Annotated in this window: 20 protein-coding genes; 11 read left to right on the top strand and 9 right to left on the bottom strand. The window is 65.1% G+C overall.

What is annotated here, in order from left to right; genetic code table 11:
- The first annotated feature begins 13 nt into the window (after positions 1 to 13).
- The 6 genes from M2336_RS07245 to M2336_RS07220 all read left to right on the top strand — a co-directional run bounded on the left by M2336_RS07245 (position 14) and on the right by M2336_RS07220 (position 8,550).
- The gene (locus tag M2336_RS07245; protein ID WP_181558756.1) at positions 14 to 514 is read left to right on the top strand and encodes a Rid family hydrolase; all 501 of its coding nucleotides are present in this window, start codon (positions 14 to 16) and stop codon (positions 512 to 514) included.
- Positions 515 to 587: 73 nt separating this feature from the next.
- A complete protein-coding gene (locus M2336_RS07240; RefSeq protein WP_264574487.1) occupies positions 588 to 2,177 on the top strand; it encodes a flavin monoamine oxidase family protein in 1,590 nt (529 codons plus the stop codon).
- A 4-nt stretch (positions 2,178 to 2,181) separates the two neighbouring features.
- Positions 2,182 to 2,619 carry a c-type cytochrome gene (locus M2336_RS07235; RefSeq protein ID WP_264574486.1) on the top strand — a complete coding sequence of 146 codons (438 nt, stop codon included), beginning with the start codon at positions 2,182 to 2,184 and terminating at the stop codon, positions 2,617 to 2,619.
- Positions 2,620 to 2,657: 38 nt separating this feature from the next.
- Complete coding sequence (locus M2336_RS07230) at positions 2,658 to 4,247, top strand: flavin monoamine oxidase family protein (protein WP_264574485.1); 1,590 nt, start codon at positions 2,658 to 2,660, stop codon at positions 4,245 to 4,247.
- A gap of 116 nt (positions 4,248 to 4,363) precedes the next feature.
- Complete coding sequence (locus M2336_RS07225) at positions 4,364 to 5,431, top strand: efflux RND transporter periplasmic adaptor subunit (protein ID WP_264593252.1); 1,068 nt, start codon at positions 4,364 to 4,366, stop codon at positions 5,429 to 5,431.
- Complete coding sequence (locus tag M2336_RS07220; protein ID WP_264592760.1) at positions 5,428 to 8,550, top strand: efflux RND transporter permease subunit; 3,123 nt, start codon at positions 5,428 to 5,430, stop codon at positions 8,548 to 8,550. Before M2336_RS07225 ends, M2336_RS07220 begins: the two co-directional genes overlap by 4 nt.
- A gap of 111 nt (positions 8,551 to 8,661) precedes the next feature.
- Here the strand turns inward: M2336_RS07220 and M2336_RS07215 are convergent, their stop codons facing one another.
- A complete protein-coding gene (locus M2336_RS07215) occupies positions 8,662 to 8,970 on the bottom strand; it encodes a UrcA family protein (protein WP_264572066.1) in 309 nt (102 codons plus the stop codon).
- 19 nt (positions 8,971 to 8,989) lie between these two features.
- Positions 8,990 to 9,343: a hypothetical protein gene (locus tag M2336_RS07210; RefSeq protein WP_264592759.1), complete on the bottom strand. Its 354-nt coding sequence runs from the start codon at positions 9,341 to 9,343 to the stop codon at positions 8,990 to 8,992.
- Between the two features lie 413 nt (positions 9,344 to 9,756).
- Here M2336_RS07210 and M2336_RS07205 point away from each other — a divergent pair, with 413 nt between their 5' ends.
- The 4 genes from M2336_RS07205 to gltB all read left to right on the top strand — a co-directional run bounded on the left by M2336_RS07205 (position 9,757) and on the right by gltB (position 17,773).
- A complete protein-coding gene (locus M2336_RS07205) occupies positions 9,757 to 10,716 on the top strand; it encodes a complex I NDUFA9 subunit family protein (RefSeq protein ID WP_264592758.1) in 960 nt (319 codons plus the stop codon).
- Positions 10,717 to 10,803: 87 nt separating this feature from the next.
- Positions 10,804 to 11,607: an undecaprenyl-diphosphate phosphatase gene (locus tag M2336_RS07200; protein ID WP_264574480.1), complete on the top strand. Its 804-nt coding sequence runs from the start codon at positions 10,804 to 10,806 to the stop codon at positions 11,605 to 11,607.
- A 161-nt stretch (positions 11,608 to 11,768) separates the two neighbouring features.
- Positions 11,769 to 13,214: an NAD(P)-dependent oxidoreductase gene (locus M2336_RS07195; protein WP_264592757.1), complete on the top strand. Its 1,446-nt coding sequence runs from the start codon at positions 11,769 to 11,771 to the stop codon at positions 13,212 to 13,214.
- A gap of 41 nt (positions 13,215 to 13,255) precedes the next feature.
- On the top strand, positions 13,256 to 17,773 hold the full coding sequence (gltB, locus tag M2336_RS07190; RefSeq protein ID WP_264592756.1) for a glutamate synthase large subunit: 4,518 nt from the start codon (positions 13,256 to 13,258) through the stop codon (positions 17,771 to 17,773).
- An 89-nt stretch (positions 17,774 to 17,862) separates the two neighbouring features.
- Here the strand turns inward: gltB and M2336_RS07185 are convergent, their stop codons facing one another.
- The gene (locus tag M2336_RS07185; RefSeq protein ID WP_264592755.1) at positions 17,863 to 18,339 is read right to left on the bottom strand and encodes a hypothetical protein; all 477 of its coding nucleotides are present in this window, start codon (positions 18,337 to 18,339) and stop codon (positions 17,863 to 17,865) included.
- 144 nt (positions 18,340 to 18,483) lie between these two features.
- Here M2336_RS07185 and M2336_RS07180 point away from each other — a divergent pair, with 144 nt between their 5' ends.
- A complete protein-coding gene (locus M2336_RS07180; RefSeq protein WP_181558743.1) occupies positions 18,484 to 19,155 on the top strand; it encodes a glutathione S-transferase family protein in 672 nt (223 codons plus the stop codon).
- 6 nt (positions 19,156 to 19,161) lie between these two features.
- Here M2336_RS07180 and M2336_RS07175 read toward each other — a convergent pair whose 3' ends face one another.
- The 6 genes from M2336_RS07175 to M2336_RS07150 form a co-directional block, all read right to left on the bottom strand.
- A complete protein-coding gene (locus M2336_RS07175; RefSeq protein WP_264574476.1) occupies positions 19,162 to 20,319 on the bottom strand; it encodes a sensor domain-containing diguanylate cyclase in 1,158 nt (385 codons plus the stop codon).
- A 102-nt stretch (positions 20,320 to 20,421) separates the two neighbouring features.
- Positions 20,422 to 21,627, bottom strand: coding sequence for an FAD-dependent monooxygenase (locus M2336_RS07170; protein WP_264574475.1), 1,206 nt, complete (start codon positions 21,625 to 21,627; stop codon positions 20,422 to 20,424).
- A 90-nt stretch (positions 21,628 to 21,717) separates the two neighbouring features.
- On the bottom strand, positions 21,718 to 22,359 hold the full coding sequence (locus M2336_RS07165; RefSeq protein ID WP_181558740.1) for a class I SAM-dependent methyltransferase: 642 nt from the start codon (positions 22,357 to 22,359) through the stop codon (positions 21,718 to 21,720).
- A 127-nt stretch (positions 22,360 to 22,486) separates the two neighbouring features.
- Complete coding sequence (locus M2336_RS07160) at positions 22,487 to 22,852, bottom strand: response regulator (RefSeq protein ID WP_264574474.1); 366 nt, start codon at positions 22,850 to 22,852, stop codon at positions 22,487 to 22,489.
- 100 nt (positions 22,853 to 22,952) lie between these two features.
- The gene (locus M2336_RS07155) at positions 22,953 to 23,831 is read right to left on the bottom strand and encodes a LysR substrate-binding domain-containing protein (RefSeq protein ID WP_264574473.1); all 879 of its coding nucleotides are present in this window, start codon (positions 23,829 to 23,831) and stop codon (positions 22,953 to 22,955) included.
- A gap of 91 nt (positions 23,832 to 23,922) precedes the next feature.
- Positions 23,923 to 25,146, bottom strand: a complete 1,224-nt coding sequence (locus tag M2336_RS07150) for a DUF418 domain-containing protein (protein WP_264574472.1) — start codon at positions 25,144 to 25,146, stop codon at positions 23,923 to 23,925.
- Between the last annotated feature and the right edge of the window lie 80 nt (positions 25,147 to 25,226).

Below are 25,226 nucleotides of genomic sequence, written 5' to 3'. Positions count from 1 at the left end.
CTGGACGAGGAGAATGACATTGAAGAAGACCGGCATCACCGCCGCCATGTTGTCAGGAGCGCTGCTTGCAGCGCTCCCCTCGGCCGCCGGCGCGCAGACCGTCGAGCGCACCTATGGCGCGCCGAACTCCCCCATCGCCTCGCTGGCCTTCGTGCCGGCGGGCGCGAACATCATGTTCGTTTCCGGCACCACGCCGTCGCCGGTCGATCCGGCCAAACCGGAAGAACTGGGCGATACCAAAGCGCAGACGCTCAGCATCCTCACCAAGATGAAGGCGTCGCTGGAAGCCAAGGGCTTTTCCATGGGCGACATCGTCAAGATGACCGTCTTCCTGGTCGGCACCCCGGAGACGGGCGGCCGCATGGATTCAGCCGGGATGAATGAGGTGTTCCGCACCTTCTTCGGCACGGCGGAACAACCCAACAAACCCACCCGCTCGACAATCCAGGTCGCCGCGCTGGGCCGCCCGACCATGTACGTGGAGATCGAGGCCATCGCGGCGAAAATGCCGTGAGGGTCGAGGGAGGCGCATCGGGGGATCGCGCCTCCCTTTTCCACCGGGCACCGGCATCAAAGGACAAGCAAGGATGACGACATCACTGCGGCCGACCCGGCGGGATATGCTGGCGATGATCGGCAAGGTCGGCGGCACGGTCGCGCTCTATCAGGCGATGACAGCGCTAGGCCATGCGGCGGAATCGCAATTCACCGGCCCGCCCCAGCTCACCGGCGCGCCCAAGGGCAAGAAGGTGCTGATCCTCGGCGCCGGCCTTGCGGGTCTCGTCGCTGCCTATGAGTTGCAGCGCGCGGGCTATGCCGTCGAAATACTCGAATATCAGGATCGCCCCGGCGGGCGGAACTACTCGGTGCGCGGTGGCGACAAGGTCGTGGAAGTCGGCGGCGTCTCGCAGACCTGCGCCTTCCAGCCCGGCAATTACCTCAATCCCGGCCCGTGGCGCATTCCGCACCATCACCGCTCGCTCCTGCATTATTGCAAGACGCTGGGCGTGGCGATGGAGCCGTTCATCCAGCTCGATCACAATGCGTTCGTCCACAACAGCAAGGCGTTCCGCGGGAAGCCGCAGCGCTACAAGGAGCTTGCGGTCGATTTCAAAGGCCATGTCTCGGACCTGCTCGGCAAGGCGCTCAACGCAGGCGCGCTGAATGACGCAGTGACCAAGGAAGATCAGGAAAAGCTGCTTGAATCCCTGCGCGACTTTGGCCTGCTCGATGGCGACCTCAATTTCACCAGCAGCCTGCGCGTCTCCGGCCAGCGCGGCTATGATCGCGCGCCGGGCGGCGGCGTGAACGGCGCGCCCACACCCTCGAAGATCAACAGCCTGTCCGACGTGCTCTCGTCCGACATCTGGGCGCATATGAGCTTTTTCTTCAACAATGTGATGCAGACGACCATGTTCCAGCCCAAGGGCGGCATGGACATGATCGGCAAGGCCTTCGCCCGCGCTGTCGGCCCGGTGGTCCAGCTCAACACCAAGGTCACCCGCATCACGCAGGACGACAAGGGCGTCACCGCTTACTGGCAGGATATTCCCAGCGGCAAGACCGGCCAGAGCAGCGCCGACTGGTGCGTGAACACCATCCCCCTCCCCGTGCTCAGCCAGCTCGACATGCAGGTGGGTGCGCCACTCAAGGCCGCGATGCGCGCCGTACCCTATAGCGGGCAGGTGAAGATCGGCCTGGAGATGCGCCGCCGCTTCTGGGAAGAAGACGACGCCATCTATGGCGGCCACAGCTTCACCGATCAGACGATCGGGCTGATCTCCTATCCCAATGACAGGATGTTCGGCAACGGCCCGGCCGTGCTGCTCGGCGCCTTCGCCCGTGATGCCGGCGGGTTCCAGCTTGCCGGCATGACGCCCGCCCAGCGCATCGAAATGGCACTGGCGCAGGGCTCGGTGTTCCACCCGGCCGCCTATCGCAAGGAGTTCATGAACGGCACCTCCGTCGCCTGGAGCCGACTGCCCTGGATTCTGGGCTGCACCTCGCGCTGGTCGGACGACGCCCGCGCCGCGCATTACCAGAACCTTGTCGCGATGGATGGCCGCATCGTCCTCGCGGGCGAACATGCCTCTTATTACGGCGGCTGGATGGAGGGTTCGCTCCTCTCCGCGCTCGACGCCATCACCCGTATCCACCAGCGCGCCACCGGAGCCTGACGCCATGACCCTCAAAACCGCCGCTGCGCTCGCTCTGGCGGGCGCTCTCCTCGCCGCCACAGTGGCTGTCCACGCGCAGGATGCGCCAGGCGGCGGGCCGACCAGCGTGGACATCTCCAATGAAGGCAAGGAGGTCTATGAGATGATCTGCCAGGCCTGCCACATGGCGGATGGCAAGGGCGGCGCCGGGGCCGGCGCGGCGATCCCGGCCATCGCGGGCAATGCCAACCTGGCGGACAAGGACTTCATCGCCACGATCCTGGTCAAGGGGCGCGGCGGCATGCCCTGGTTCACGGATATGCTCACACCCGAGCAGATGGCCGCCGTCGCGACCTACGCGCGCAGCCATTTCAACAATTATCCCGATCCGGTCACGGCCGCCGACGTCAAGCGCGTCATCGCCGCGAACGGATCGTCGACGCGTGATTGCAGCACGTGCTGAGCCGTGGGGACGGCCCGGCACTTTTAGGGGACATGAGCATGACCGAATTTACGGCTCCGACACGGCGTGACCTGCTGGCGATGATTGGCAAGGCGGGCGGCGCCATGGCCATGTATCAGGCCATGACTGCCTTCGGCCATGCCGCCGAAACCCAGTTCACTGGCCCGCCCAAGCTCTCCGGCGCGCCCAAGGGAGCGAGTGTGCTGGTGCTCGGCGCGGGCTTGGCCGGCATGCTTGCCGCCTATGAGCTGCGCAAGGCCGGCTATGCCGTGCAGATCCTCGAATATCAGAACCGCCCCGGCGGGCGGAACTACTCGATCCGCGGTGGCGACAAGGTGGTCGAGGTCGGCGGCACGACGCAGACATGCGAATTCCAGCCGGGCAATTACCTCAACCCCGGCCCGTGGCGCATCCCGCACCATCACCGCACCCTGCTCCACTACACCAAGGCCTTTGGTGTCGAGCTGGAGCCGTTCATCCAGCTCAATCACAATGCCTGGGTCCACAACAGCAAGGCGTTCGGCGGCAAGCCCCAGCGCTACAAGGAACTGGCCGTCGATTATAAGGGCCATGTCTCCGAGCTGCTCGGCAAAGCGCTGAATGCTGGCGCGCTCGATCAGAAGGTTACCAAGGAGGACAAGGAGAAGCTGGTCGAGGCCTTGCGCGAATGGGGCCTGCTCGATAGCGACCTGAACTATACCAGCGGCCTGCGTGCCTCCGGCCAGCGCGGCTATGATCGCGCGCCCGGCGGCGGCATCAACGGCGCGCCGACGCCTTCCAAGATCAACGATCTGGGCGATGTGCTGGATTCCGGCGTGTGGCAGCAGATGAGCTTCTTCTTCACCAATGTGATGCAGACGACGATGTTCCAGCCCAAGGGCGGCATGGACATGATCGGCAAGGGCTTTGCCAAGCAGGTCGGCGACCTGATCACCTACAATGCGAAGGTGACGAAGATCGCGCAGGGCGAGAAAGGTGTGACCGTCTCCTGGCAGGACCTGACCTCCAGCGCCATGCACGAGGCCAAAGCGGATTATTGCGTCTGCACAATTCCGCTAGGTGTGCTCAATCAGCTCGAGCTGCAGGCGAGCGCGCCGCTCAAGGCCGCCATCGCCGCCGTGCCCTATTCCAACTCGGTGAAAATGGGCCTGGAGATGCGCAGCCGCTTCTGGGAGGAGAAGGACGCGATCTATGGTGGCCACAGCTTCACCGACCAGCAGATTTCGCTGATCTCTTACCCGAACTTCGACTTCTTCGCGGACAAGCCGGCAGTGCTGCTCGGGGCCTTTGCGGGCGGCGCCGGCGGCTATGCGCTGGCAGGCATGACGCCGCAGCAGCGCATCGAAACCGCGCTAGCGCAAGGATCGGTGTTCCACCCCGAAGACTATCGCAAGCAGTTCATGAACGGCGTCTCCCTCGCCTGGAGCCGCACGCCGTGGATCATGGGATGCTGCGCCACCTGGTCGGAGGCGGCGCGCGCGCAGCACTACCAGAATCTGGTCGCCATGGATGGCCGCATCGTCCTCGCGGGCGAGCATGCGTCTTATTATGGCTGCTGGATGGAGGGCGCTCTGCTCTCCTCGCTGGATGCCATTGAGCGACTGCACAAAAAAGCAGTGGCTGGCTGATCGAAACTGGGGCAAAGTAGACAAAATCTACTATCGATATGGATGACGCCGTGGACCTTCTAAACCGGCTGCCGGGCGCCGCCGGGCATCCTCTCTCCTCCTGGCGGCAGGGCACCCTGCTGTTCGGTCTCGCCCTTCTCGCGGCATGCGGCAAGGGCGAGACCGAGCAGAAGCGGCAGCCGCCCCTGGTGTCGGCGACAAAACCTGCCACCCATGTCTTCCGGGACGAGATTCAGGCCGTCGGCACCGCGCGCGCCAATGAGCAGGTGACGCTTGCCGCCAATGTGACCGAGCGGATCGAGCGGCTGATGTTCGATGATGGCATGTTCGTCCGGTCCGGCCAGTTGCTGGCGGTGCTTTCCAACGCGCAGGAGCAGGCAGCATTGGCCGGCGCGCGTGCCAGCGCCAGCGAGGCCGCCTCGCAGCTCGACCGCGTCAACAGCCTGTATGAGCAGGGCTTCGCCACCCGCGCGCTGCTCGATCAGCAGCGCGCCGCCTTGAGTGAGGCCCGGGCCAGTCAGGATGGCATCAAGGCCCAGCTTGGCGACCGCCTGATCCGCGCGCCCTTCTCCGGCTATCTCTCGCTCCGCACCATCTCCGAGGGCGCCATCGTCAACAGCGGCACGCCACTGGTGACGATCAGCGACCTGTCGCGCATCAAGCTGGATTTCACCGTGCCGGAAACGCAGCTCGGCGCCCTGCGCATCGGCCAGCCGATCCGGGCCTCCTCCTCGGCCTATCCCGATGACGTGCTGCAGGGCACGATCAGCACCATCGATCCGGTGATCGATCCCGCCAGCCGCGCCGTCATGGTCCGCGCGACGCTCCCCAATCCCGGCGCGCGGATCAAGCCTGGCATGTTGCTGACCGTCCGCATCGAGACCGGGCAGCGCACCGCGCTCGCCGTGCCCGAGACTGCGGTGCTGAGCCAGGGTGACCGGCGCTATGTCTACACGCTCGACAAGGACCGCAAGGCCAAGCGGATGGACGTGCGCACCGGCCTACGGGACAATGGCCTGATGGAAGTGAGCGGCCTGCCGCAGGATGCGCTGGTCGTCTCCGAAGGCGTGGTGAAGGTGGCGGAAGGCCGGCCCGTGCGTCTGGCCGAGGTCGAGAGCAGCAATAGCGCGCAGACTGAAGAGATCGCGCCCAAGGGCGCCGCCACGCCGGAAGCGCGGCCATGATCCTTTCGGATATTTCGGTGCGGCGGCCAGTGGTCGCCGCCGTGATGTCCCTGCTGCTCGCGATCATCGGCTTCGTCGGCTTCATGAACCTGTCCGTGCGCGAATATCCGGACACCGACCCACCCATCGTCTCGGTCGAAACGCGCTACACCGGCGCCAATGCCAGCGTGATCGAGAACCGCATCACCCAGCCGCTGGAGCAGCGGCTTGCCGGTATTGAGGGGATCGAGACGATCAGCTCGACCTCGCGCGACGGCACTTCCAGCATCGTCATCGAGTTCCGCGCCGGACGCGACGTGGATGCAGCCGCCAACGACGTGCGCGATCGGGTCGCCGGCGGCGCGGCAGACCGTCCGGACGACGCCCTGCCACCGGAAGTGCGCAAGGTCGATTCCGATTCCCAGCCGATCATCTTCTTTGCCGTGATGGCGCCGGGCTGGGACCGCACCAAGCTCGGCGATTTCGTTTCGCGGGTCGTGGTTGACCGACTCTCGACCATCGATGGCGTGGCGCAGATCGTCGAACTTGGCATGGCCAAGCCCGCCATGCGCGTGTGGCTCAATGCCGATCGGCTGGCGGCTTTTCGGCTGACCCCCGGCGATGTCGAGGCCGCGCTGCGCCGGCAGAATGTCGAGCTGCCCGCCGGGCGAATCGAGGCGGAGGCGCAAAACCTCTCGCTCCGCGTCCAGCGCGACTTCACGACCCCGCAGGACTTTGCCCAGCTGGTCATCGGCCGTGGCAGCGATGGCTATCAGGTGCGCCTGAGCGATGTCGCGCGCATCGAGGAAGGGCCGGAAAATCCCTATTCGATCTTCCGCTACAATGGCGAAACCGGGGTGGGCCTCGGCATCGTTCGCCAGTCGGGCGCCAATACGCTGGCGGTGGCGCAGGCCGCCAAGGCTGCGGTTGCGGAGCTGAGCAAGAACCTGCCTGAGGGCGTCGAGATCCGCATGGGCGGCGACAGCACCATGTTCATCGACGAGGCCATTCGCGGCGTGTGGCACACCATCTTCGAGGCGGCACTGCTCGTCACCATCGTGGTATTCTTCTTCCTCGGCAGCCTCCGCGCGACGTTGGTGCCGATGATCACCGTGCCGATCTGCCTGCTGACGACCTTCGGCGTGCTGTGGCTGGCCGGCTATTCGATCAACCTGCTCACCTTGCTGGCGCTGGTGCTGGCCATCGGCCTTGTGGTCGACGATGCCATCGTCGTCCTCGAGAATGTCTATCACCGCATCGAGGAAGGTGAAGACCCGCTCTTCGCCGCCTTTTACGGTGCGCGGCAGGTCGGCTTTGCCGTGGTCGCCTCCACCATGGTGGTGTGCGCCGTGTTCGTGCCGGTGATGTTCCTCTCCGGCCAGGCCGGCTCGCTGTTCCGCGAACTGGCGGTGGCGATGATCGCGGCGGTCGGCGTCTCGGGCTTCCTCGCTCTCACGCTGACGCCGATGATGTGCTCTAAGCTGCTCAAGGGCAGCGCGCGCGGCCGCCTGACCGCGAAGATCGACCGGTTGATGGAGCGGACGGAAAACGGCTATCGCAACGCGCTCGGCTCGGTGCTCCGCCGCCCCCTGCCGGTGATCGTCGCGTCCGTACTGCTGATTGCCGGCAGCGCGGTGCTGTTTCGCAGTCTGGATTCCGAACTCGCCCCGGCGGAGGACACCGGCGTGATCCAGGTTCGCCTCAACAGCCCGGAAGGGACGGGCTTCGCGCAGGCCGACAAATATCTGCACCAGGCCGAAACGCTGGTCCTGCCCATGGTCGCCGAGGATGGCCCGGTGCGCGGGATGAATGCGCGCATCGGCGGTTTCGGCGGCGGCACCGACGATTTCAACAGCAGCAGCCTCTCGGTGTTCATGAAGCATTGGGACGAGCGCAAGGAAAGCTCGCAGAGCGTCGCGCAGGAGGTCAACAAGCGGCTGGCAGGCCTGCCATCCGTGCGCGGCAACGCCACCGTCACCAACCGCCTTTCGCGCGGCGGCCAGCCGATCAGCTTCGTGATCGCCGGCACCAGCTATGAGGATCTGGCCGTCGCGCGCGACCGCATATTGGATGCGGCGCGCGACAATCCCGGCATCGTCAATCTCGACGCCGACTATGTCGAGAACAAGCCGCAACTGCTGATCGAGATCGATCATCAGCGGGCTGGGGACCTCGGCATTTCCGTCAATGACATCAGCCAGGCGCTGCAGACGATGATGGGATCGCGGCGCACGTCGACCTATGTGCGCGACGGCGAGGAATATTATGTCGTCCTGCAGGCGGAATCCTTCAATCGCGACGACGAGGCATCGCTGGCGAAAGTCTATGTCCGCGCCGCTGGCGGGGCGCTGGTGCCGCTCTCCAACCTGCTGATCGTCAAGCAGGCGGCGACGGCGCGCGAGCTGGGCCGCTTCAACAAGATGCGCGCCATCACGCTAAGCGGCGGCCTGGCCGAGGGCTATTCTCTCGGGCGCGCACTCGACTTCCTCAATGAGCAGGCGCGCCAGTCGCCGGAAGTGACGGCGGTGGGTTATAAAGGCGAGAGCCGCAGCTTCATGCAGACCGGCACTTCGATCTGGATCGCCTTCGGTTTCACCGTGGTGGTGATCTACCTGCTGCTCTCCGCCCAGTTCGAGAGCTTCGTCCACCCGCTGGTGATCATTTCCGCCGTGCCGCTCGGCGCTGCGGGCGGCATTATCGGCTTGGCGGTGACGGGAACGAGCATCAACCTGTTCAGCCAGATCGGCATGATCATGCTGGTCGGCCTCGCGGTGAAGAACGGCATTCTGATCGTCGAATATGCCAACCAGTTGCGTGACGAGGGCCGGGATTTTCTGGTGGCGATCAGCGATGCCTCCGTCCGCCGCCTCCGGCCGATCCTGATGACCTCCATCGCCACCGTCGCAGGCGCTATTCCGCTGGCAATCGGCGGCGGTGCCGGCGCGCATGCCCGCTCCTCGATCGGCTGGGTGATCGTGTTCGGCGTCAGCATCGCGACGGCCATCACCCTGTTCGTGGTGCCTTTGCTCTACAGCCGGTTCGCGCGGGGCACATCCTCGCCCCAGACCGTCACCCGCCGCCTGCGTGCGCTGATGGGCAAGAACGGCAAGCCCGATGGGACGGCTCAGCCGGCCGAATGATCGGGCCCCGCTAGCCGGCCACGCCAGCGATCTGCGCACCCCCCAAACGCAAACGGCGCGCCACTCGATGACCGAGGGCGCGCCGCTCAAGGACGATGAGATCGTGATGGATCAGTCCATGGTCGCCATGCGCGCATTGCTGTTGGACAGCTGCGCGATGCGGGTCTCGCTGACCTGCTTCATCGACTTGCGGCACTTGAAGTCCGGCGCCAGATCGGCATTCACGCGGTTGCCCGGGTTGCAGGCAGCAGCGATTTCGCGAGCGACGCGACCGCGAAACTGATCGACGCTCTCGGCGTCGGCGAAGTTCACGCCATCCGTGGAGACGCGCACTTCGACATTTTCACGGGGCTTGGCGAATCCGGCGCTCGAACCGACGAGCAGACCAGCCGCGACGAGGGCGGCGGCAACGATTTTCATGTCTGTTACTCCTGCAAACTCAATTTTTCTTTTCGGTAACTCTTGATGAAGTCAGGCCCGTGACGCTCTCAAGGAGCGTTCCTGAACCTGTCCAGCGTTCTTGAGTGCGCTTGCCGTCCAGATAGGTCTGCGGGCGTTCACGGACAAGGCAAAATCGTCGCTGCGCCGCAGAAATCAGCCATTTTTTGATGTTGCACGGCAGGAAAGCCATGCGCCCCTTGCAATGTCGCAGTACGCCAGGAGACAAGTTTTCGCGTGGCGCTCCGCTCGCGGAAGTCGCGCCAGCGGCGTTGTTCGATGGATAGCGCAAAATCGCGGCCACGTTCCAACCACGCGCGGTGCGATCATCCGCCATCAAGTCAAATTTCGGCATATTGTGGCTTACGTTCAAAAGTTTACGCCCGTAATCGACCGATACCTGAATCACCCTGCAAAGTCGGTCGCGTTGCCTTGACCCTAGCCGTGCCCACCGGCGGTCTCGACGATGCCGGCCCGGACTAGACAGCGGACAGCCGAGATCACCGGTGCGTTGTGCATTTATGTGCAACTTATTCTTACGCTGCATGGGCGAAATAAGCCGGCGAAATTATTTTTGCGGGCCACGCCATATTCGACCCCATATGGCGTCATTCGCCCGGATGATGCGCTCGTCGCTCGCGATTTGCGCCGCCGTTTGTCGAGTCGCGCATCCACCCGGTTGTTTTGGATGACGGCCTGATGCAAGGGAGAGGAGAACCGCAAACGCGGACAGACAGGCCCTTGGGGCAAGGACGACGGAACAGAGTCATGATAGCGACGGACAAGCCGATTGTGTTGTTTGGGGGTGGTGGTTTCGTCGGCCGCCACATGGCGCAGGAGCTGCTGGCGAAGGGCTATCGCCTGCGCATCGCCCAGCGCGATCCGCGTCAGGCCTTTGCGCTGCGCACGCTGGGCGGCATGGGCCAGATCCAGTTCGCGGCTGTGGACATCACCCGCGCCGATCAGGTCGCCGCGGCCCTCACGGGCGCATCCGCCGCAGTCAACTTCGTCGGCCTGCTGACCGGCGATATGCACGCCGCGCATGTGGTGGGCGCACAGACCATATCCGAGGCCGCGGCGGCGGCGCGCCTTGAGGCGCTGGTTCACGTCTCCGCCATCGGCGCAGACGCTGCCAGTTCATCTGCCTATGGGCGGACCAAGGCCGAGGGCGAGGCGGCAGTCCGCAACGCCTTCCCGCGCGCGACCATCGTGCGGCCCTCGATCCTGTTCGGGCAGGACGACCAGTTCACCAACCGCTTTGCCCGCCTGATCGCCTCGGGATCGACCCTGCCCGGCCAGATCGTCCCGGTGATCCGCGGCGAAACGCGCTTTCAGCCGGTGCATGTGGTCGATGTCGCCCGCGCCATCGCGCAGGCCGCGACGCAACCCGAAGATCACGCCGGTCAGACCTATGAGCTGGGCGGCCCAGACACGCTCTCCCTGCGCCAGATCAACAGCTGGATCGCGGCCGAGATCGGTCGCCCGTGCAGCTTCCTGCCCATCCCCGACGGTGTCGCCAAGGCACTGGCCATGCTGACCGGCTGGGCACCCGGCGCGCCGATCACGCGCGACCAGTTCGAGATGCTGCTGAGCGACAATGTCGTTGCGCCGGGCGCAGCGGGCTTCGAGCGTTTCGGCATCACCCCTGCCCCGATGGCAGCGATTGCGCCGGCATGGCTGGAGCAATATCGCAAGCAAGGGCGGTTCGGCGTCACGGCACGGGCCTGACGACCATCCGTTGGGGGCACTGGCGCTCGCGGCGCGCCCCTGCCCGCCCGCGTCAGACACCCGCCTCGTTTCAAGGATTGCGCCCGCATGGATAGCAACGTCTTCACCGCCATTCTGCTGGGCATATTGGAAGGGCTGACCGAGTTTCTGCCCGTCTCCTCGACCGGCCACCTCATTCTGGCGAGCGAGTTGCTGGGCTTTACCGGCGAATCGTCCGTGACGTTCAAGATCGCCATCCAGTTCGGTGCCATTCTCGCTGTGATGGCTGTCTATTGGCAGCGCTTCTGGGGCGTGGGCACGGGCCTGCTGAAGGGCCGGCCGGACGATATCGCCTTCACGCGCAACGTGTTCCTCGGCTTTGCGCCGGCGCTGGTCATCGGGGTTCTCGCTTATGAAGCGGTGCGCGCCGCCATCCAGACCCCTATGATCGTTGCGGTCGCCCTCATCATCGGCGGCATTCTGATGCTGATCCTGGAGCGGATGGTGAAGACCGTGCGGGTCAAGTCGGTAGAAACCATGCCGTTTACCACCGCACTCGGCATCGGCCTGGTGCAGTGCATCGCGATGATCCCGGGCGTGAGCCGGTCCGGCGCGACCATTTTGGGCGCGCTGACCATGGGCGTCGACCGCAAGACGGCGGCGGAATACAGCTTCTTCCTCGCCGTCCCCACGATGCTCGCAGCGACCGTCTATGCGCTCTGGAAAGATCGCGCGCTGCTCAACGCCGATGATCTGGGGATGATCGCCATCGGTTTCGGCATGGCGTTCCTTACTGCGCTCTTCGTCGTAAAGGGCTTTGTCGCCGTCGTGACCCGCTACGGTTTCAAGCCTTTTGCCTGGTACCGAATCATAGCCGGGTCGATTGCGCTGATCGCCCTTTTGATGCGGTAGGACCGGATCGGACCTATAAGGGGTTTCGATAGCCTGTCCAAACCCTAAAAAATGGCCTTGCGCCACATTATAGGTCAGCGACACTGACCTTAATGTTGAGAAACGCGTGACTTCCGCGATTGTCGTCCCTATGTGCGGCGCCGAAAGGAAGGACCCCGCCCATGGCCGAGAATCCGATGCTCAAATTCGTCATTCGCCCGCAATCCTATCCGGAGAAGCGGTCCGCGAACGAACGCGCGCATGACTTCCATGAGATTTCGGACGGGTTCGAAACGCCCAAGGCCGAGGATCAGGCCGCGCGCTGCTCGCAGTGCGGCGTGCCCTATTGCTCGGTCCACTGCCCGCTGCACAACCACATCCCGGACTGGCTGCGCCTGACCGCGGAAGGTCGGCTGCGCGAGGCCTATGAGCTCTCCAACATGACCTCCACCATGCCCGAGATCTGCGGCCGCATCTGCCCGCAGGACCGGCTGTGCGAGGGCAATTGCGTCATCGAATTTTCCGGCCATGGCGCCGTCACCATCGGCTCGGTCGAGAAGTTCATCACCGATACCGCCTGGGAAGAAGGCTGGGTCGAGCCGGTGCAGGTCGGCAAGGCGACCGGCTTCTCGGTCGGCATCATCGGCGCTGGCCCCGGTGGCCTCACCACGGCGGAATATCTGCGCGCGGCGGGGCATGAGGTGCATGTCTACGATCGGCACGATCGCGCCGGCGGCCTGCTGACCTATGGCATCCCCGGCTTCAAGCTGGAGAAAGAGGTCGTCATGCGCCGCGTCAAGCGGCTGGAGGATGCCGGCATCCAGTTCCACATGGGCTTCGAGGTCGGCAAGGACGCCTCGCTGGCCGAGCTGCGCGAGCGGCATGACGCGATCCTGATCGCAACCGGCGTCTACAAGGCGCGCGACATCAAGGCGCCCGGCGTCGGGACCACCGGCGTGGTCAAGGCGCTCGATTTCCTCACCGCCTCCAACAAGGCCGGCTTTGGCGATCATGTCCCCGCGCATGAGGATGGCTCGCTGCTCGCCACCGGCAAGGATGTCGTGGTGATCGGCGGCGGCGATACTGCCATGGACTGCGTGCGCACCTCCATCCGCCAGGGCGCCAAGTCGGTGCGCTGCCTCTACCGCCGCGATCGGGAGAACATGCCCGGCTCGCAGCGCGAAGTGCAGAATGCCGAGGAAGAAGGCGTCGAGTTCGTCTGGCTCTCCGCACCTGTCGCCTTCGAAGGCACGGAGAAGGTCACCGGCGTCAAGATGACGCGCATGCGCCTCGGCCAGCCGGACGCTTCCGGCCGCCGCGCGCCGGAGCCGGAGCCGGGCAGCGAGACCAGCATCCCGGCGGATCTCGTCATCAAGGCGCTGGGCTATGACCCAGAGGATCTGCCGGTGCTGTTCGGCGAGCCCGGCCTCGCCGTCACCCGCTGGGGCACGCTGCGTGTCGACCATCGCAACATGATGACCAGCGTCGATGGCGTGTTCGCCGCCGGCGACATCGTGCGCGGCGCCAGCCTCGTCGTCTGGGCCATCCGCGATGGGCGCGACGTGGCTGACCATATGCACAGCTATCTGCGTGCGCGGACGCCCAAGGAGCAGGCGGTCGCCGCATGACTGAGATCAATCGCAACTCCGCAGTTGAAAGAACAACCACCATGGTTCCTGAAACCGAACGCGACCGGATCGCCCGTGAGGGCATGTATCGCCCTGAATTCGAGGGGGACGCCTGTGGCGTCGGCCTCGTCGCGGCGACGGATGGCAAGGCCTCGCGCCGTGTGGTCGAGAGCGCCATCGATGCGCTCAAGGCCGTGTGGCACCGCGGTGCTGTCGATGCCGATGGCAAGACCGGCGACGGTGCCGGCATCCATGTCGATCTGCCGGTGCGCTTCTTCGACGATGCCATTTCCGCCTCCGGCCACAAGCCGCTGCCCAACCGCCTTGCCGTTGGCATGATCTTCCTGCCGCGCACGGACCTGGGCGCGCAGGAGACCTGCCGCACGCTGGTCGAGGCCGAGATCATCCAGGCGGGCTACCGCATCTATGGCTGGCGGCAGGTGCCCGTCGATGTCTCCGTCATCGGCGAGAAGGCGCAGCGCACCCGCCCCGAGATCGAGCAGATCCTCATCTCAGGCCCGATGCCCGAGGAGCAGGACGTCGCCGAGTTCGAGCGCGATCTCTATCTCGTGCGTCGCCGCATCGAGAAGAAGGTGATCGAGGCGCAGATCAACGACTTCTACGTCTGCTCGCTCTCGTGCCAGTCGATCATCTACAAGGGCCTGTTCCTCGCGGAGTCGCTCTCGGTCTTCTATCCGGACCTCACCGACGAGCGGTTCGAGAGCCGCGTGGCGATCTTCCACCAGCGTTACTCCACCAACACCTTCCCGCAGTGGTGGCTTGCCCAGCCCTTCCGCTCGCTGGCCCATAATGGCGAGATCAACACGATCCGCGGCAACAAGAACTGGATGAAGAGCCACGAGATCAAGATGGCGGCGCTGGCCTTTGGCGAGCAGTCCGGCGACATCAAGCCGGTGATCCCGGCGGGTGCGTCCGACACTGCCGCGCTGGACGCCGTGTTCGAGACGCTGTGCCGCGCCGGCCGTGATGCGCCGACCGCGAAGATCATGCTCGTGCCCGAGGCATGGCAGCACAATGACGATGTGCCGCAGGCCCACCAGAACATGTACAACTATCTCGCCTCCGTGATGGAGCCGTGGGATGGCCCGGCCGCGCTCGCCATGACCGACGGCCGCTGGGCCGTGGCCGGCATGGACCGCAATGCTCTGCGTCCGCTGCGCTACACGCTCACCTCCGACAATCTGCTGATCGTCGGCTCGGAAACCGGCATGGTCGTGGTGCCGGAGACAACGGTGGTCAAGAAGGGCCGCCTCGGCCCCGGCCAGATGATCGCCGTCGATCTCGATGCTGGTCAGGTCTATGACGACCGTGCCATCAAGGACCGGATTGCCGGCGAGCGGCCCTATGCGGATTATGTGAAGGGCTTCCGCACGGCGGACGACCTCCCCGCCGCCGCCAATGACGCGCGCCCTCAGTGGGACCGCGCCGAGCTGGCGCGCCGTCAGGTCGCCGCCAACCTCACCATGGAGGACATGGAGCTGATCCTCAGCCCCATGGCCGAGGATGGCAAGGAAGCGGTCGGCTCGATGGGCGACGACGCACCCCTCGCGGTGATCACCGAGAAGCCGCGCACGATCAGCCACTTCTTCCGTCAGAATTTCAGTCAGGTCACAAACCCGCCCATCGACTCGCTGCGTGAGCGGCATGTGATGAGCCTGAAGACGCGCTATTCGAACCTCGCCAACATTCTGGAGGAAGACCGCCAGAACAGCGAGGTGATGATCCTGGAATCGCCAGTGCTGCTGTGCGACGACTGGTCGCGGCTGAAGCGCTATTTCGGCAAGACGGTGGCAGAGATCGACTGCACCTTCCCGGCCGATGGTCCGCCGGATGCCCTGCGCGCCGCCATCAACCGCATTCGCGACGAGGCGGAAATCGCCGTGCGCGCCGGCCAGACCGAGCTGTTCCTCTCCGATGAAGCCATCGGGCCGGATCGCGTCGGCATCGCCATGATCCTCGCGGCGGCGGCGGTTCACACCCATCTCGTCCGCAAGGGCCTGCGCTCCTATGCTTCGATCAACGTGCGCACCGCCGAATGTCTGGACACGCATTATTTCGCGGTTCTGATCGGCGTGGGCGCCACGGCGGTGAACGCCTATCTCGCCGAAGCCTGCATCGCCGACCGCCATGCGCGCGGTCTGCTGGGCGACCGCAGCCTGGCGGCGTGCCTGGAGAACTTCCGCACGGCGATCAACGAGGGCCTGCTCAAGATCATGAGCAAGATGGGCATCGCGGTGATCTCCAGCTATCGCGGCGGTTACAACTTCGAGGCAGTGGGTCTTTCGCGCGCCATCGTGAACGATCTGTTCCCGAACATGCCCTCGAAGATCTCCGGCGAGGGCTATGCCTCGCTGCAGTATAACGCGCTCGTCCGCCATGAGGCGGCGTTCAGCAAGGCCGTCGCCACGCTGCCGATCGGCGGTTTCTACCGTCACCGGGCGGGCGGCGATGCCCATGCCTATTCGGCGCAGCTCATGCACCTGTTGCAAACCTCCGTGAACACGGACAGCTACTCGACCTACCTGCAGTTCTCGCGGGGCGTCTCGGAGCTGCCGCCGGTCTATCTGCGCGATCTGTTGGAGTTCAACTATCCCGATCAGGCCGTGCCGATCGACGAGGTCGAGGCGATCACCGAAATCCGCAAGCGCTTCGTCACCCCCGGCATGTCGTTGGGCGCGCTCTCACCCGAGGCGCATGAGACGCTGGCCATCGCCATGAACCGGATCGGCGCCAAGGCCGTTTCCGGCGAGGGCGGCGAGGATCGCTCGCGCTTCCAGCCCTATGAGAATGGCGACAACGCCAATTCGAGCATCAAGCAGATCGCCTCGGGCCGTTTTGGCGTTCACGCCGAATATCTGGGCGCTTGCGAGGAGATCGAGATCAAGGTCGCGCAGGGCGCCAAGCCCGGCGAAGGCGGCCAGTTGCCCGGCTTCAAGGTGACCGAGTTCATCGCCAAGCTGCGCCACTCGACGCCCGGCGTGACGCTGATCTCGCCGCCGCCGCATCACGACATCTACTCGATCGAGGACCTGGCCCAGCTCATCTACGACCTCAAGCAGATCAACCCGCGCGCGCGGGTCTGCGTGAAGCTGGTGAGCCAGGCGGGCATCGGCACGGTCGCGGCGGGTGTCGCCAAGGCGCATGCCGACGTCATCCTCGTGTCCGGCAATGTCGGGGGCACCGGTGCCTCGCCGCAGACCAGCATCAAGTTTGCCGGTCTGCCGTGGGAAATGGGCCTGGCTGAGACCAATCAGGTGCTCACGCTCAACGGCCTGCGCCACAAGGTGAAGCTGCGCACCGACGGCGGTCTCAAGACCGGCCGCGACATCGTGATCGCGGCGATCCTGGGCGCCGAGGAATTCGGCATCGGGACGCTGAGCCTCGTCGCCATGGGCTGCATCATGGTCCGCCAGTGCCACTCGAACACCTGCCCGGTGGGCGTGTGCGTGCAGGACGAGCGCCTGCGCGCCAAGTTCACGGGCACGCCGGAAAAGGTCATCAACCTGATGACCTTCATCGCCGAGGAAGTGCGCGAGATCCTGGCGCGTCTGGGCTATCGCAGCCTGGATGAGGTGATCGGCCGTACAGAACTGCTCAAGCAGGTCAGCCGCGGCGCCGAGCATCTGGACGATCTGGACCTCAACCCGATCCTTGCGAAGGTGGATGCGGACGACGACAAGCGCCGCTTCAACCTGCCGACCTGGCGCAACGAAGTGCCGGACAGCCTCGATGCGCAGATGATCGCGGACGCGCAGGCGGTGTTCGAGCGTGGCGAGAAGATGCAGCTCACCTACACGGTGCGCAACACGCACCGCGCCGTGGGCACGCGCTTCTCGGCGCTGATCACCAAGAAGTTCGGCATGTCGACCCTGCAGGATGGGCACGTCCATGTCCGTCTGCGCGGCACGGCCGGCCAGTCGCTGGGCGCCTTCCTGTGCAAGGGCATCACGCTGGAAGTATTCGGCGATGCCAATGACTATGTCGGCAAGGGTCTCTCGGGCGGCATCATCGCCGTGCGGCCGATGGTCTCCAGCCCGCTGGCGAGCCAGGAGAACACGATCATCGGCAACACGGTGCTCTACGGTTCCACCGCCGGCAAGCTGTTCGCAGCCGGTCAGGCCGGCGAGCGCTTCGCGGTCCGCAACTCCGGCGCGCAGGTCGTCGTCGAGGGCTGCGGCGCCAATGGCTGCGAATATATGACCGGCGGCACCGCCGTGATCCTCGGCAAGGTCGGCGCCAATTTCGGCGCGGGCATGACCGGCGGCATGGCCTTCATCTATGATGAGAGCCGCACCTTCCCGGCCCATGCCAATGCCGAGAGCATCGTCTGGCAGCGGCTGGACAGCGCCCATTGGGAAGGCGTGCTGAAGGATCTGGTCGAGGAGCATGTCGCGCGCACGGACAGCGACTGGGCCAAGTCCATCCTGCACAGCTGGGAGCGCAACCGCGATCACTTCTGGCAGGTTTGCCCGAAGGAAATGCTCAGCCGCCTCAAGCAGCCGCTGTCCGACAAGCAAGAGGTCGTCGCGGCGGAATAAAGACAAGACCCCCGGTGGTCACGCCGGGGGTTTTTCTTGGCGCAGGGCGACTGAGAAGCGCGGCGACGCGCCTCAGCGGTGGGTTCCAATCATTCCTGCAGAAGCGGCGCGGCGATGACAGGCGCGGCAGCGAGACGCGCGGCAACCTTCGCCGGAGCCGGCTCCTGCACGCGCAAGGGCGCTGAGGGCGGCGAGACAGAAACACGTTCCGCCGGGACTGGTCGCGTCGGCTCCTGCAAGTCGACCGCCTCATAAGGCGGCAACGGCGCATAGTCCGCGGGCATCGGTTCCAGATAATCCCGGTGGCGGTTCAGCCCCGCATCGCATCCTTCACAATGGTAGCTGGATGGCCCATCACGCATCGCTGCGCTTGCATAGGCGCGATCCTCTAAGGACGAAGACGTTTCCTCGGCGCCGGCCTCGCTCCAATAAGCCGCCAGTTCGTCTGCACCGGTAGGGCGGCCCGCCCCATTTGCCGTGACGAAATTGCCGAGCACCACGCCGCCGGTTCCGCCCGCCAACAAGACGGCGCCGATAAACCCCCATGTGCGTGTGCTGGTGTTCATGGTCCTGTCCCTTATCAGATCTCGCCTTCTCGGGCACTCCGCCGTGGGGGATGCTGTCTCTGGAACAAGTCCCCTCGCCGCCATTGGTTCCAGCAGCGCAAGTTTCAGCTATGATCGGCCTCGCTGGCGATTTAAGAGCCGCGCATGTGGCATCTCTATCAGTTTCCGCTCTGTCCCTTCTCGCGCAAGGTCCGCTTTCTCATGGCGGAAAAGGGCATCGTGTACGAAACGGTGCGCGAATCGCCCTGGGAAGGTCGGGATGAATTCCTTGATCTGAACCCTGCAGGCACCACGCCGGTGATCGTGGCCGACGACGGCCATGCGACTCTGGCGGACAGTCAGGCCATCTGCGAATATTTCGAGGAGACGGTGGACAAGTTTCCGCTGATCGCGGGCTCCGCGCTTGATCGCGCGGAAGTGCGCCGGCTCGTCGCCTGGCTGGACCAGATCGTCTACCGCGATGTCGTGGCGCCGCTGCTCAATGAGCGGATGATCAAGCGGGTCGTCTCCCGCACCTCACCCGATGCCGGGGCGCTGCGCGAGGCGATGCGGCGGGCCAACACGCATATGGATTATCTCGATTATCTGCTCGACCATCGCAGTTGGCTGGCCGGCGGAACGATGAGTCTGGCGGATATCGCCGCCGCCGCGCATATCTCCGTCGCGGATTATCTCGGCGGCATCGACTGGGAAGGCCATGGCCAGACCAAGCGCTGGTATGCCGGCATCAAGTCACGCCCCTCCTTCCGCCCGCTGCTCGCCGAGCGGATGGAGATCGTGACGCCGCCTAAATATTACGATCAGCCGGATTTCTGACCGCGCTCAGTGCTCGGTTTCAGCCGCGATATAGACGCGGTTGCGGCCATGTTCCTTGGCCAGATACAGGGCGCGATCCGCAGCCTTGAGCGCATCGCGCGGTTCGGTGTAGCCGAAGACATCCGCCACGCCGCCTGAGAAGGTTACGCGGTCCATGCGTTCGCCGGTCTTGCGGTCAACGAGATTGCGCTGCGCCATGTCGATGCGCGCGTCATCGACCACCTTGGCGGCCTCCGCGACGGTCAGCCCCCGGAAGAGCATGACGAATTCCTCGCCGCCGTGACGCGCGACATGACATTTATCGCCGGAGATCTTCGCGAGCAGGCCGGCAACGAACTTCAGCACCCGGTCGCCGGCATCATGGCCATGCGTATCGTTGATGACCTTGAAATGATCGATATCGCAGAAGGCAACGCACAGGGATTCGCCGTCTTCGCGCGCCTTGACGGCTTCCTCACGCAGCGTGTTTTCGAAGGCGCGGCGGTTCGGCAGGCCGGTCAGATGATCCTGCTCGGCCGCCTTGCGGGCGCTCTCCAGGTTCTTCTGCAGCAGCCGCGTCTGCGTCTGCCCCTCACGCATCTTGCTTTCGACTTCGCGCGTCTTCTCGATCATGCTGCGGGTGAGCAGAATGAGATTGCCCAGCGCTTCCCCGGCATCCGACTGCTCCAGCGAGGCGGCCTGCTTCTGCAAGGCCACGCCGAAATCCTTGGCGGAGGTGCTGGATTGATCGACAATGCCGGTGATCTGATCGAGATTGGCCTCGACCTTCTTGAGCATGTCGGCCAGCGTATCAGGGGTCAGTTCCTCGGCCCGCTGGTCGACGATGATCTGCTCGACCGCGCCATTGGTAAGCTTCCCGCGCTCCATCAGGATCGCGCGGACCGCCTTTTCCACGGCGATGTCGTTGCCGGTGATGTAATCCAGCGCCAGCCCGAAGTTGAGCGGCGTCAGATCGAGATCATGGGCGAAGAGAAAGCTGCCGACTTCTTCGTAGATCATCTTGCGCCGCTCGCTCTCGCGGCGAAGATGCGCATTGCCTTCCTCGCGCCGAGCCCCCTCGACGACGTGCGCGCCCTCCGACGCACCTTCCGTGATGCCCAGAATGCGGCCCAACCGGGCCAGCTTCCCACCAAAACTCTCAGACGGCACTTGCGCGGCAGACATGCCTGATCTCCTCCAACGCGGCCCTTCTAGCCGGCTGTGGTAAACAAAGCTTTGAAGGTGACGGGCTGAATTGCGACTGAAATGCAAAAAGCTGTCAGGCGGTCAGACCAGATCGCCCAGCAGCAATTTGGGCCGGCTGCCGCTTTCGCCGCGCGCTTCCGCCATGAACCGATCCTTGAGGGGGCCGAGCTTCTGCACGGCGGACAAGCCCAGCCGACGGATTGCCGAGACCGGCCGGCCCGGCACATCGAACAGGCGGACGAGGCCATCCATCATGATCGTTACGCTCAGCGCATCCAGCGCCCGCCAGCGCTGGTAGCGGGCGAGCAGTTGCGCATCGCCCGGCTCCATGCCGGTGCGCATGCCTTCCACGATCACCTGCGTGAGCGCCGCGACGTCACGATAGCCAAGGTTGACCCCCTGGCCGGCGATCGGATGGATGCCGTGGGCAGCATCGCCAACCAAAGCCAGCCGCTCATCGATGATCCGGGCGGCGCGGTGATAGCCGAGCGGGTAGCTCTGCATGGGTGCGGCAAGGCGAATGCGGCCGAGGAAATTCCCCATCCGCTTTTCCGCCTCCGCCAGCCAGGCGTGCTCGCCGAGCTTGAGATAGGCGGCCGCGTGCTTGGTCGGCACCGTCCAGACGATGGCCGAGCGATTGCCCGGCAGCATCGGCAGCAGCGCGAACGGCCCGCCGGGATAGAAGATTTCATAGGCGGTGTTGCCGTGCGGATCGTCATGCTCGATGGCCGTGACCAGCGCGGTGTGGGGATAATCCCATTTCGCCACTGTGATGCCGGCAGCCGCACGCGTCGGGCTGCCCCGGCCTTCCGCGCCGACGAGCAGGCTCGCGCCGATCTCGGCGCCGCTTTCCAGCCGCACGCGCACGCCATGCGCATCCCGCACTGTCTCCACGGCCCGGTCGGGCTGGAAGCGCACGATGTTAGCCGCGTCCGCCGTGGCTTCGATCGCGGCCCGCAGTTCGCGATTCTCGACCATGAAGCCCATGGCGCCATCATCGGGATCGGGCGCGAAATCCAGCGCGCCGCCGGTCAGCCCTTCGCTCACCCAGATCCGGTCGATCGGGCAGGTCTTGCCGGCGAGGCGCGGCGCGATGCCGATGGCCTCGAACTGGCGCCAGCTCGCCGAGGAAATCGCGGAGGTGCGTCCATCGAAACTCTGCGCCGGTACGCGCGCGGGCGCCGCCGGATCGACAATAGCGCTGCGCACGCCATGGCGTTCGAGTGCGACGGCCAGCGTCAGCCCAACAAGACCGCCGCCCAGAATGATGACATCATAGCGTTGCATCAGTCCATTCTAGCGAGGCCGGAGGGCGAAGGCGACTGCCCATTGGAGAAAAGCCCGCGCCTACCAAGACCGGGCTGGTCTCCGCTCACATCAGAAGGCGAGTTGCGCGCTGTCCATGGCCGCAATGTCCGCGGCGCGGCGGTAACGGAACACCGTCGCCGGCGGCACGTTGCGCACGATGGTGCCGATCCGCTCCACGCCCAGATCGAGCGCATCGGCGACCGACTCGGCCAGCGGCGGGCGCGGCGAATAAGTGAACTGGATGAACGCGCCACCCGGGCGCAGCAGCCGGAAGGCCTCGCTGACGATCGCGCTCTGCAGAGTCTTGCTCATCGCCAGCAGCGGCAAACCGCTGATCACGCACTGATAGGCACCCTCGCCGCCCGTGCATTGGCCGAGCACGGCCTGAGCCGGCGCCTCGATGATCGAAACGCCCGCAAAATCGCGCCGCAGGTTGCGCGCAAAACCGGGATTGATCTCGACCACTTCCAGATGCGTGCGCGGCAGGCCGGTCGCCAAAATCTGCCGGGTGAGCGCGCCCGTGCCGCCGCCGAACTCCATGACGAGGCCGCCTTGCGGGTCGATCTGCGAGGCCATCAGCCGGCCAAGATGCGGGCTGCTCGGCACGATGGAGGCCGTCTGGCGCGGTTTGCGCAGCCAGGCGTGAAGGAATTTCAGATAATCCCCGGCGCTTGACCGACGATCGGTCAGTGCGGAACTCTTGCTCGCCATCGCCCCTCGCTCGCTTGTCACGGAACCGTCTCACTAGTGCGCCGTGGGGGCGCTGGGAAGAGGCAAGATGGGGGTGATGGATCGGCTTTGTGCGCCGCTCGTCCTGAAAAGCACAGGGACTGGCTGGTCAGAGCGTCACATGCCGCACGGCCGCGAGAAGACGCTCCGGATCGAACGGCTTGACCAGCCAGCCCGTCGCGCCGACTTCCCGGGCGCGGGCGCGCTTTTCCTCGCTATATTCAGTGGTGAGCACCAGCACCGGCCGATCGACATGGCGCCGGCCCTGCGCCCGCAACGTCTCGATGAAGCCGAAGCCATCGAGCCGGGGCATGTTGATGTCCGTGATGACCAGATCGGCCTCATTGGCCTCCAGCCAGTCGAGCGCGGCCTGGCCATCCTCGGCCTCGACCACCTCATAGCCGCCGCCGGTCAGCGTCATGCGCAGCAACGCCCGCATGCTGCGACTGTCATCGACTGTCAGAACCTTCGGCATGTGCGTGTGCGACCTTCTGCCCGTTCGAGCGAAGGCACGCCATAAGGGTGGCAGCGTTTACAAATCGTCGACAGCGCAGACCGATGACGGCCCGGCCCGGTCAGATCTCGGCGTTGATCACCCAGTCGTGGAACATGCGCACCGCGCGCTTTTCCATGGCTTTCGGGCGGCAGACGAAGAAATAGCGATAGGGGCTTTCGACATGATAATCGAACAGCCGCACGATCCGGGGGTCATGCGCTTCCTTGAAATGGCGCCCATGCATCGCGGCGATGCCGAGTCCCTGCGCCGCAGCCTCCAGCATCAGCGCACCCGAATCATAATAGTCGATCGACGCCGGCGTCAGATTCGGCAGGCCGACCGCTTCCTTCCAGACGTCGAACGTCGCCGACATGTCGCGGTGAACCAGCAGGGTCTGGCGGGCGATGTCCTCAGGGCGCGTGACCGGCCGGGGGCCTTCCAGCAGCGCCTTCGATCCGATGAGGTAGACAAGATCCCGATCCAGTTCGCGGCCGTATAGCGAGGGATCGACATCCCGCGCCAGCACGATGGCCGCGTCCAGCCCTTCACCCAGCCGAGCAATGGCATTGGGGCTGGTGTCCACGTCCAGATGGAGATCGGGATGCTGCTTGTGTAGCTCGCCCAGCCGCGGGAACAGGCGCTGGCTGGCGAACAAGGGCAACATGCCCAGCCGCACCCGCATCGTCCGCGCGCCGCCGGTAGCACTCTCGATAGCCGCGCCCAGCGCATCGAGGGCGGGCGCGATCTCCTTGATCAGGGCATGGCCGTTCTGATTGAGTTCCAGCTGCTGGTGTTTGCGCTCGAAGAGGTTGTAGCCCAGAAATCGCTCGAGCGCCTGGATGCGGCGGCTGAGCGCGGGGGCTGACAGAGCCAGTTCCTCCGCTGCGGCCTTTACCGAGCCGGTGCGCGCGACCTGCACAAAAGCCTCGAGGGCGGTGAGAGGGGGAAGCCTGCGCATCGATGTTTAACGGGACCCAAGTTTATGCTGCATTGCACAACTATGCCGCAAGCGTTCAGCCGACGCCAGAGCGTTTTGAGCCTTTGTTATCTCAACGCTGTCCGCGACGCGCCGCCAGCCGCCAGAGCCGTTCGACAGGCCCCTGCCCCATCGATCGCCGCCAAAGGACCGACCAGGCGAGCATCACAGCCCACATCGCCAGGACCACCAGAAAAAGCTGCGTCCGCGTCAGCGCCCCAAACAGCCCTACGCCATAACCGTAGAACAGGGCGGTCATCAGCAAGCTGGTGAGCAGATAATTGGAGAGGGCCAGCCGGCCAATCGTCGCAATGGCTCGAACCAGCGGCGCTTGCGGATGCTGCGCCGCCAGTCCCATCGCCAGCGCGGCCAGAGCGACGGCCAGGGGCAGACGCAGCGGCACCGACCAGCCGAACAGGGCCGCCTGCGCCGCGAGCGGATCGCCCGACAGCAGCACCCAGATGCCAAGGCCCGCCATCGGCACCAGCCCGACCAGCATCGCCCGGTGCCATGTCGCGCGATATTGGGGGACCGGCCACTGGCCCGCCATAAAACCGCCCTTGAGCATCGCCATGCCGAGCGCGATGAAGGCCAGACATTCGGGCCAGGAATAGAGAATCTGATTCAGCGCCGCCCGCGGCGCGGCGCCGATCCGCTCGGCAAAAATGCCAGCATAGCCACCAGTATAGAGCGCGATCTCATTGGCAACCGCCCGGCTCGCGCCCATGCCGGCTGAGTCCGCATAGGCCTGCCAATGCTCGACGATGGTCGGTGCGGCTCCCGGAGCCCGCGCCGCTGCGCGGAGCGAGAAGGCGGGCCACACCGCCACCAGATTGATCGCCCACTGGAGCAGCAGCAGGGCCAGCGCGAGCTTGATGAGGCCGAGCGTCTCGAACCGGATGAACAGGGTGGCGATGAGGCCGCACAGCGCCAGCTGGACGAGGATATCGCCCGACCAGAGCAGCAGATAATGCGCAAGACCAACGGGCAGCAGCCACAGCATCCGCCGGCGATGCGCCTGCAGCCCGTCCCGCCCGCTCATCTCTGCCGATTCGATCACCAGCAGGATGGACGCACCCAGCAGCATCGCGAAAATCGCACGCATCTTGCCATCGACCAGCAGGAAGGTCGCGAACCAGGTCGCCAGATCCGCTGGCCCTTGCGTCCCCACCGTGAACGGGTTGAACCCCGCTGCAGAGGGCAGCCCGAAGGTCACGATATTGCCGAGCAGGATGCCCATCACGGCGCACCCCCTCAGAAAATCCAGTCCCTCGATCCGAAAGCCCTCATCGGCCATGCGCTATGCTGTCCTGGTTGCGGGCCGGGCGCATGAGCGGGCCGGCGCCTTGTTCGATTGGTCGTTGCTCTATCGCCTTT

The sequence above is a fragment of the Sphingobium sp. B1D7B genome, assembly GCF_025961965.1.
Taxonomy (GTDB): Bacteria; Pseudomonadota; Alphaproteobacteria; order Sphingomonadales; family Sphingomonadaceae; genus Sphingobium.
The sequence above is the reverse complement of the archived record's forward strand: the minus strand, read 5'-3'. Positions and strand labels throughout refer to the sequence as shown.

Coding starts and splice junctions, on each gene's coding strand:
- M2336_RS07195 (WP_264592757.1), top strand. CDS start 11,769: ATGGCCGAGAATCCGATGCTCAAATTCGTCATTCGCCCGCAATCCTAT.
- M2336_RS07245 (WP_181558756.1), top strand. CDS start 14: ATGACATTGAAGAAGACCGGCATCACCGCCGCCATGTTGTCAGGAGCG.
- M2336_RS07175 (WP_264574476.1), bottom strand. CDS start 20,319: ATGTCTGCCGCGCAAGTGCCGTCTGAGAGTTTTGGTGGGAAGCTGGCC.
- M2336_RS07155 (WP_264574473.1), bottom strand. CDS start 23,831: ATGCGCAGGCTTCCCCCTCTCACCGCCCTCGAGGCTTTTGTGCAGGTC.
- M2336_RS07200 (WP_264574480.1), top strand. CDS start 10,804: ATGGATAGCAACGTCTTCACCGCCATTCTGCTGGGCATATTGGAAGGG.
- gltB (WP_264592756.1), top strand. CDS start 13,256: ATGGTTCCTGAAACCGAACGCGACCGGATCGCCCGTGAGGGCATGTAT.
- M2336_RS07215 (WP_264572066.1), bottom strand. CDS start 8,970: ATGAAAATCGTTGCCGCCGCCCTCGTCGCGGCTGGTCTGCTCGTCGGT.
- M2336_RS07205 (WP_264592758.1), top strand. CDS start 9,757: ATGATAGCGACGGACAAGCCGATTGTGTTGTTTGGGGGTGGTGGTTTC.
- M2336_RS07230 (WP_264574485.1), top strand. CDS start 2,658: ATGACCGAATTTACGGCTCCGACACGGCGTGACCTGCTGGCGATGATT.
- M2336_RS07165 (WP_181558740.1), bottom strand. CDS start 22,359: ATGGCGAGCAAGAGTTCCGCACTGACCGATCGTCGGTCAAGCGCCGGG.
- M2336_RS07235 (WP_264574486.1), top strand. CDS start 2,182: ATGACCCTCAAAACCGCCGCTGCGCTCGCTCTGGCGGGCGCTCTCCTC.
- M2336_RS07210 (WP_264592759.1), bottom strand. CDS start 9,343: ATGCCGAAATTTGACTTGATGGCGGATGATCGCACCGCGCGTGGTTGG.
- M2336_RS07220 (WP_264592760.1), top strand. CDS start 5,428: ATGATCCTTTCGGATATTTCGGTGCGGCGGCCAGTGGTCGCCGCCGTG.
- M2336_RS07180 (WP_181558743.1), top strand. CDS start 18,484: ATGTGGCATCTCTATCAGTTTCCGCTCTGTCCCTTCTCGCGCAAGGTC.
- M2336_RS07240 (WP_264574487.1), top strand. CDS start 588: ATGACGACATCACTGCGGCCGACCCGGCGGGATATGCTGGCGATGATC.
- M2336_RS07185 (WP_264592755.1), bottom strand. CDS start 18,339: ATGAACACCAGCACACGCACATGGGGGTTTATCGGCGCCGTCTTGTTG.
- M2336_RS07160 (WP_264574474.1), bottom strand. CDS start 22,852: ATGCCGAAGGTTCTGACAGTCGATGACAGTCGCAGCATGCGGGCGTTG.
- M2336_RS07150 (WP_264574472.1), bottom strand. CDS start 25,146: ATGGCCGATGAGGGCTTTCGGATCGAGGGACTGGATTTTCTGAGGGGG.
- M2336_RS07170 (WP_264574475.1), bottom strand. CDS start 21,627: ATGCAACGCTATGATGTCATCATTCTGGGCGGCGGTCTTGTTGGGCTG.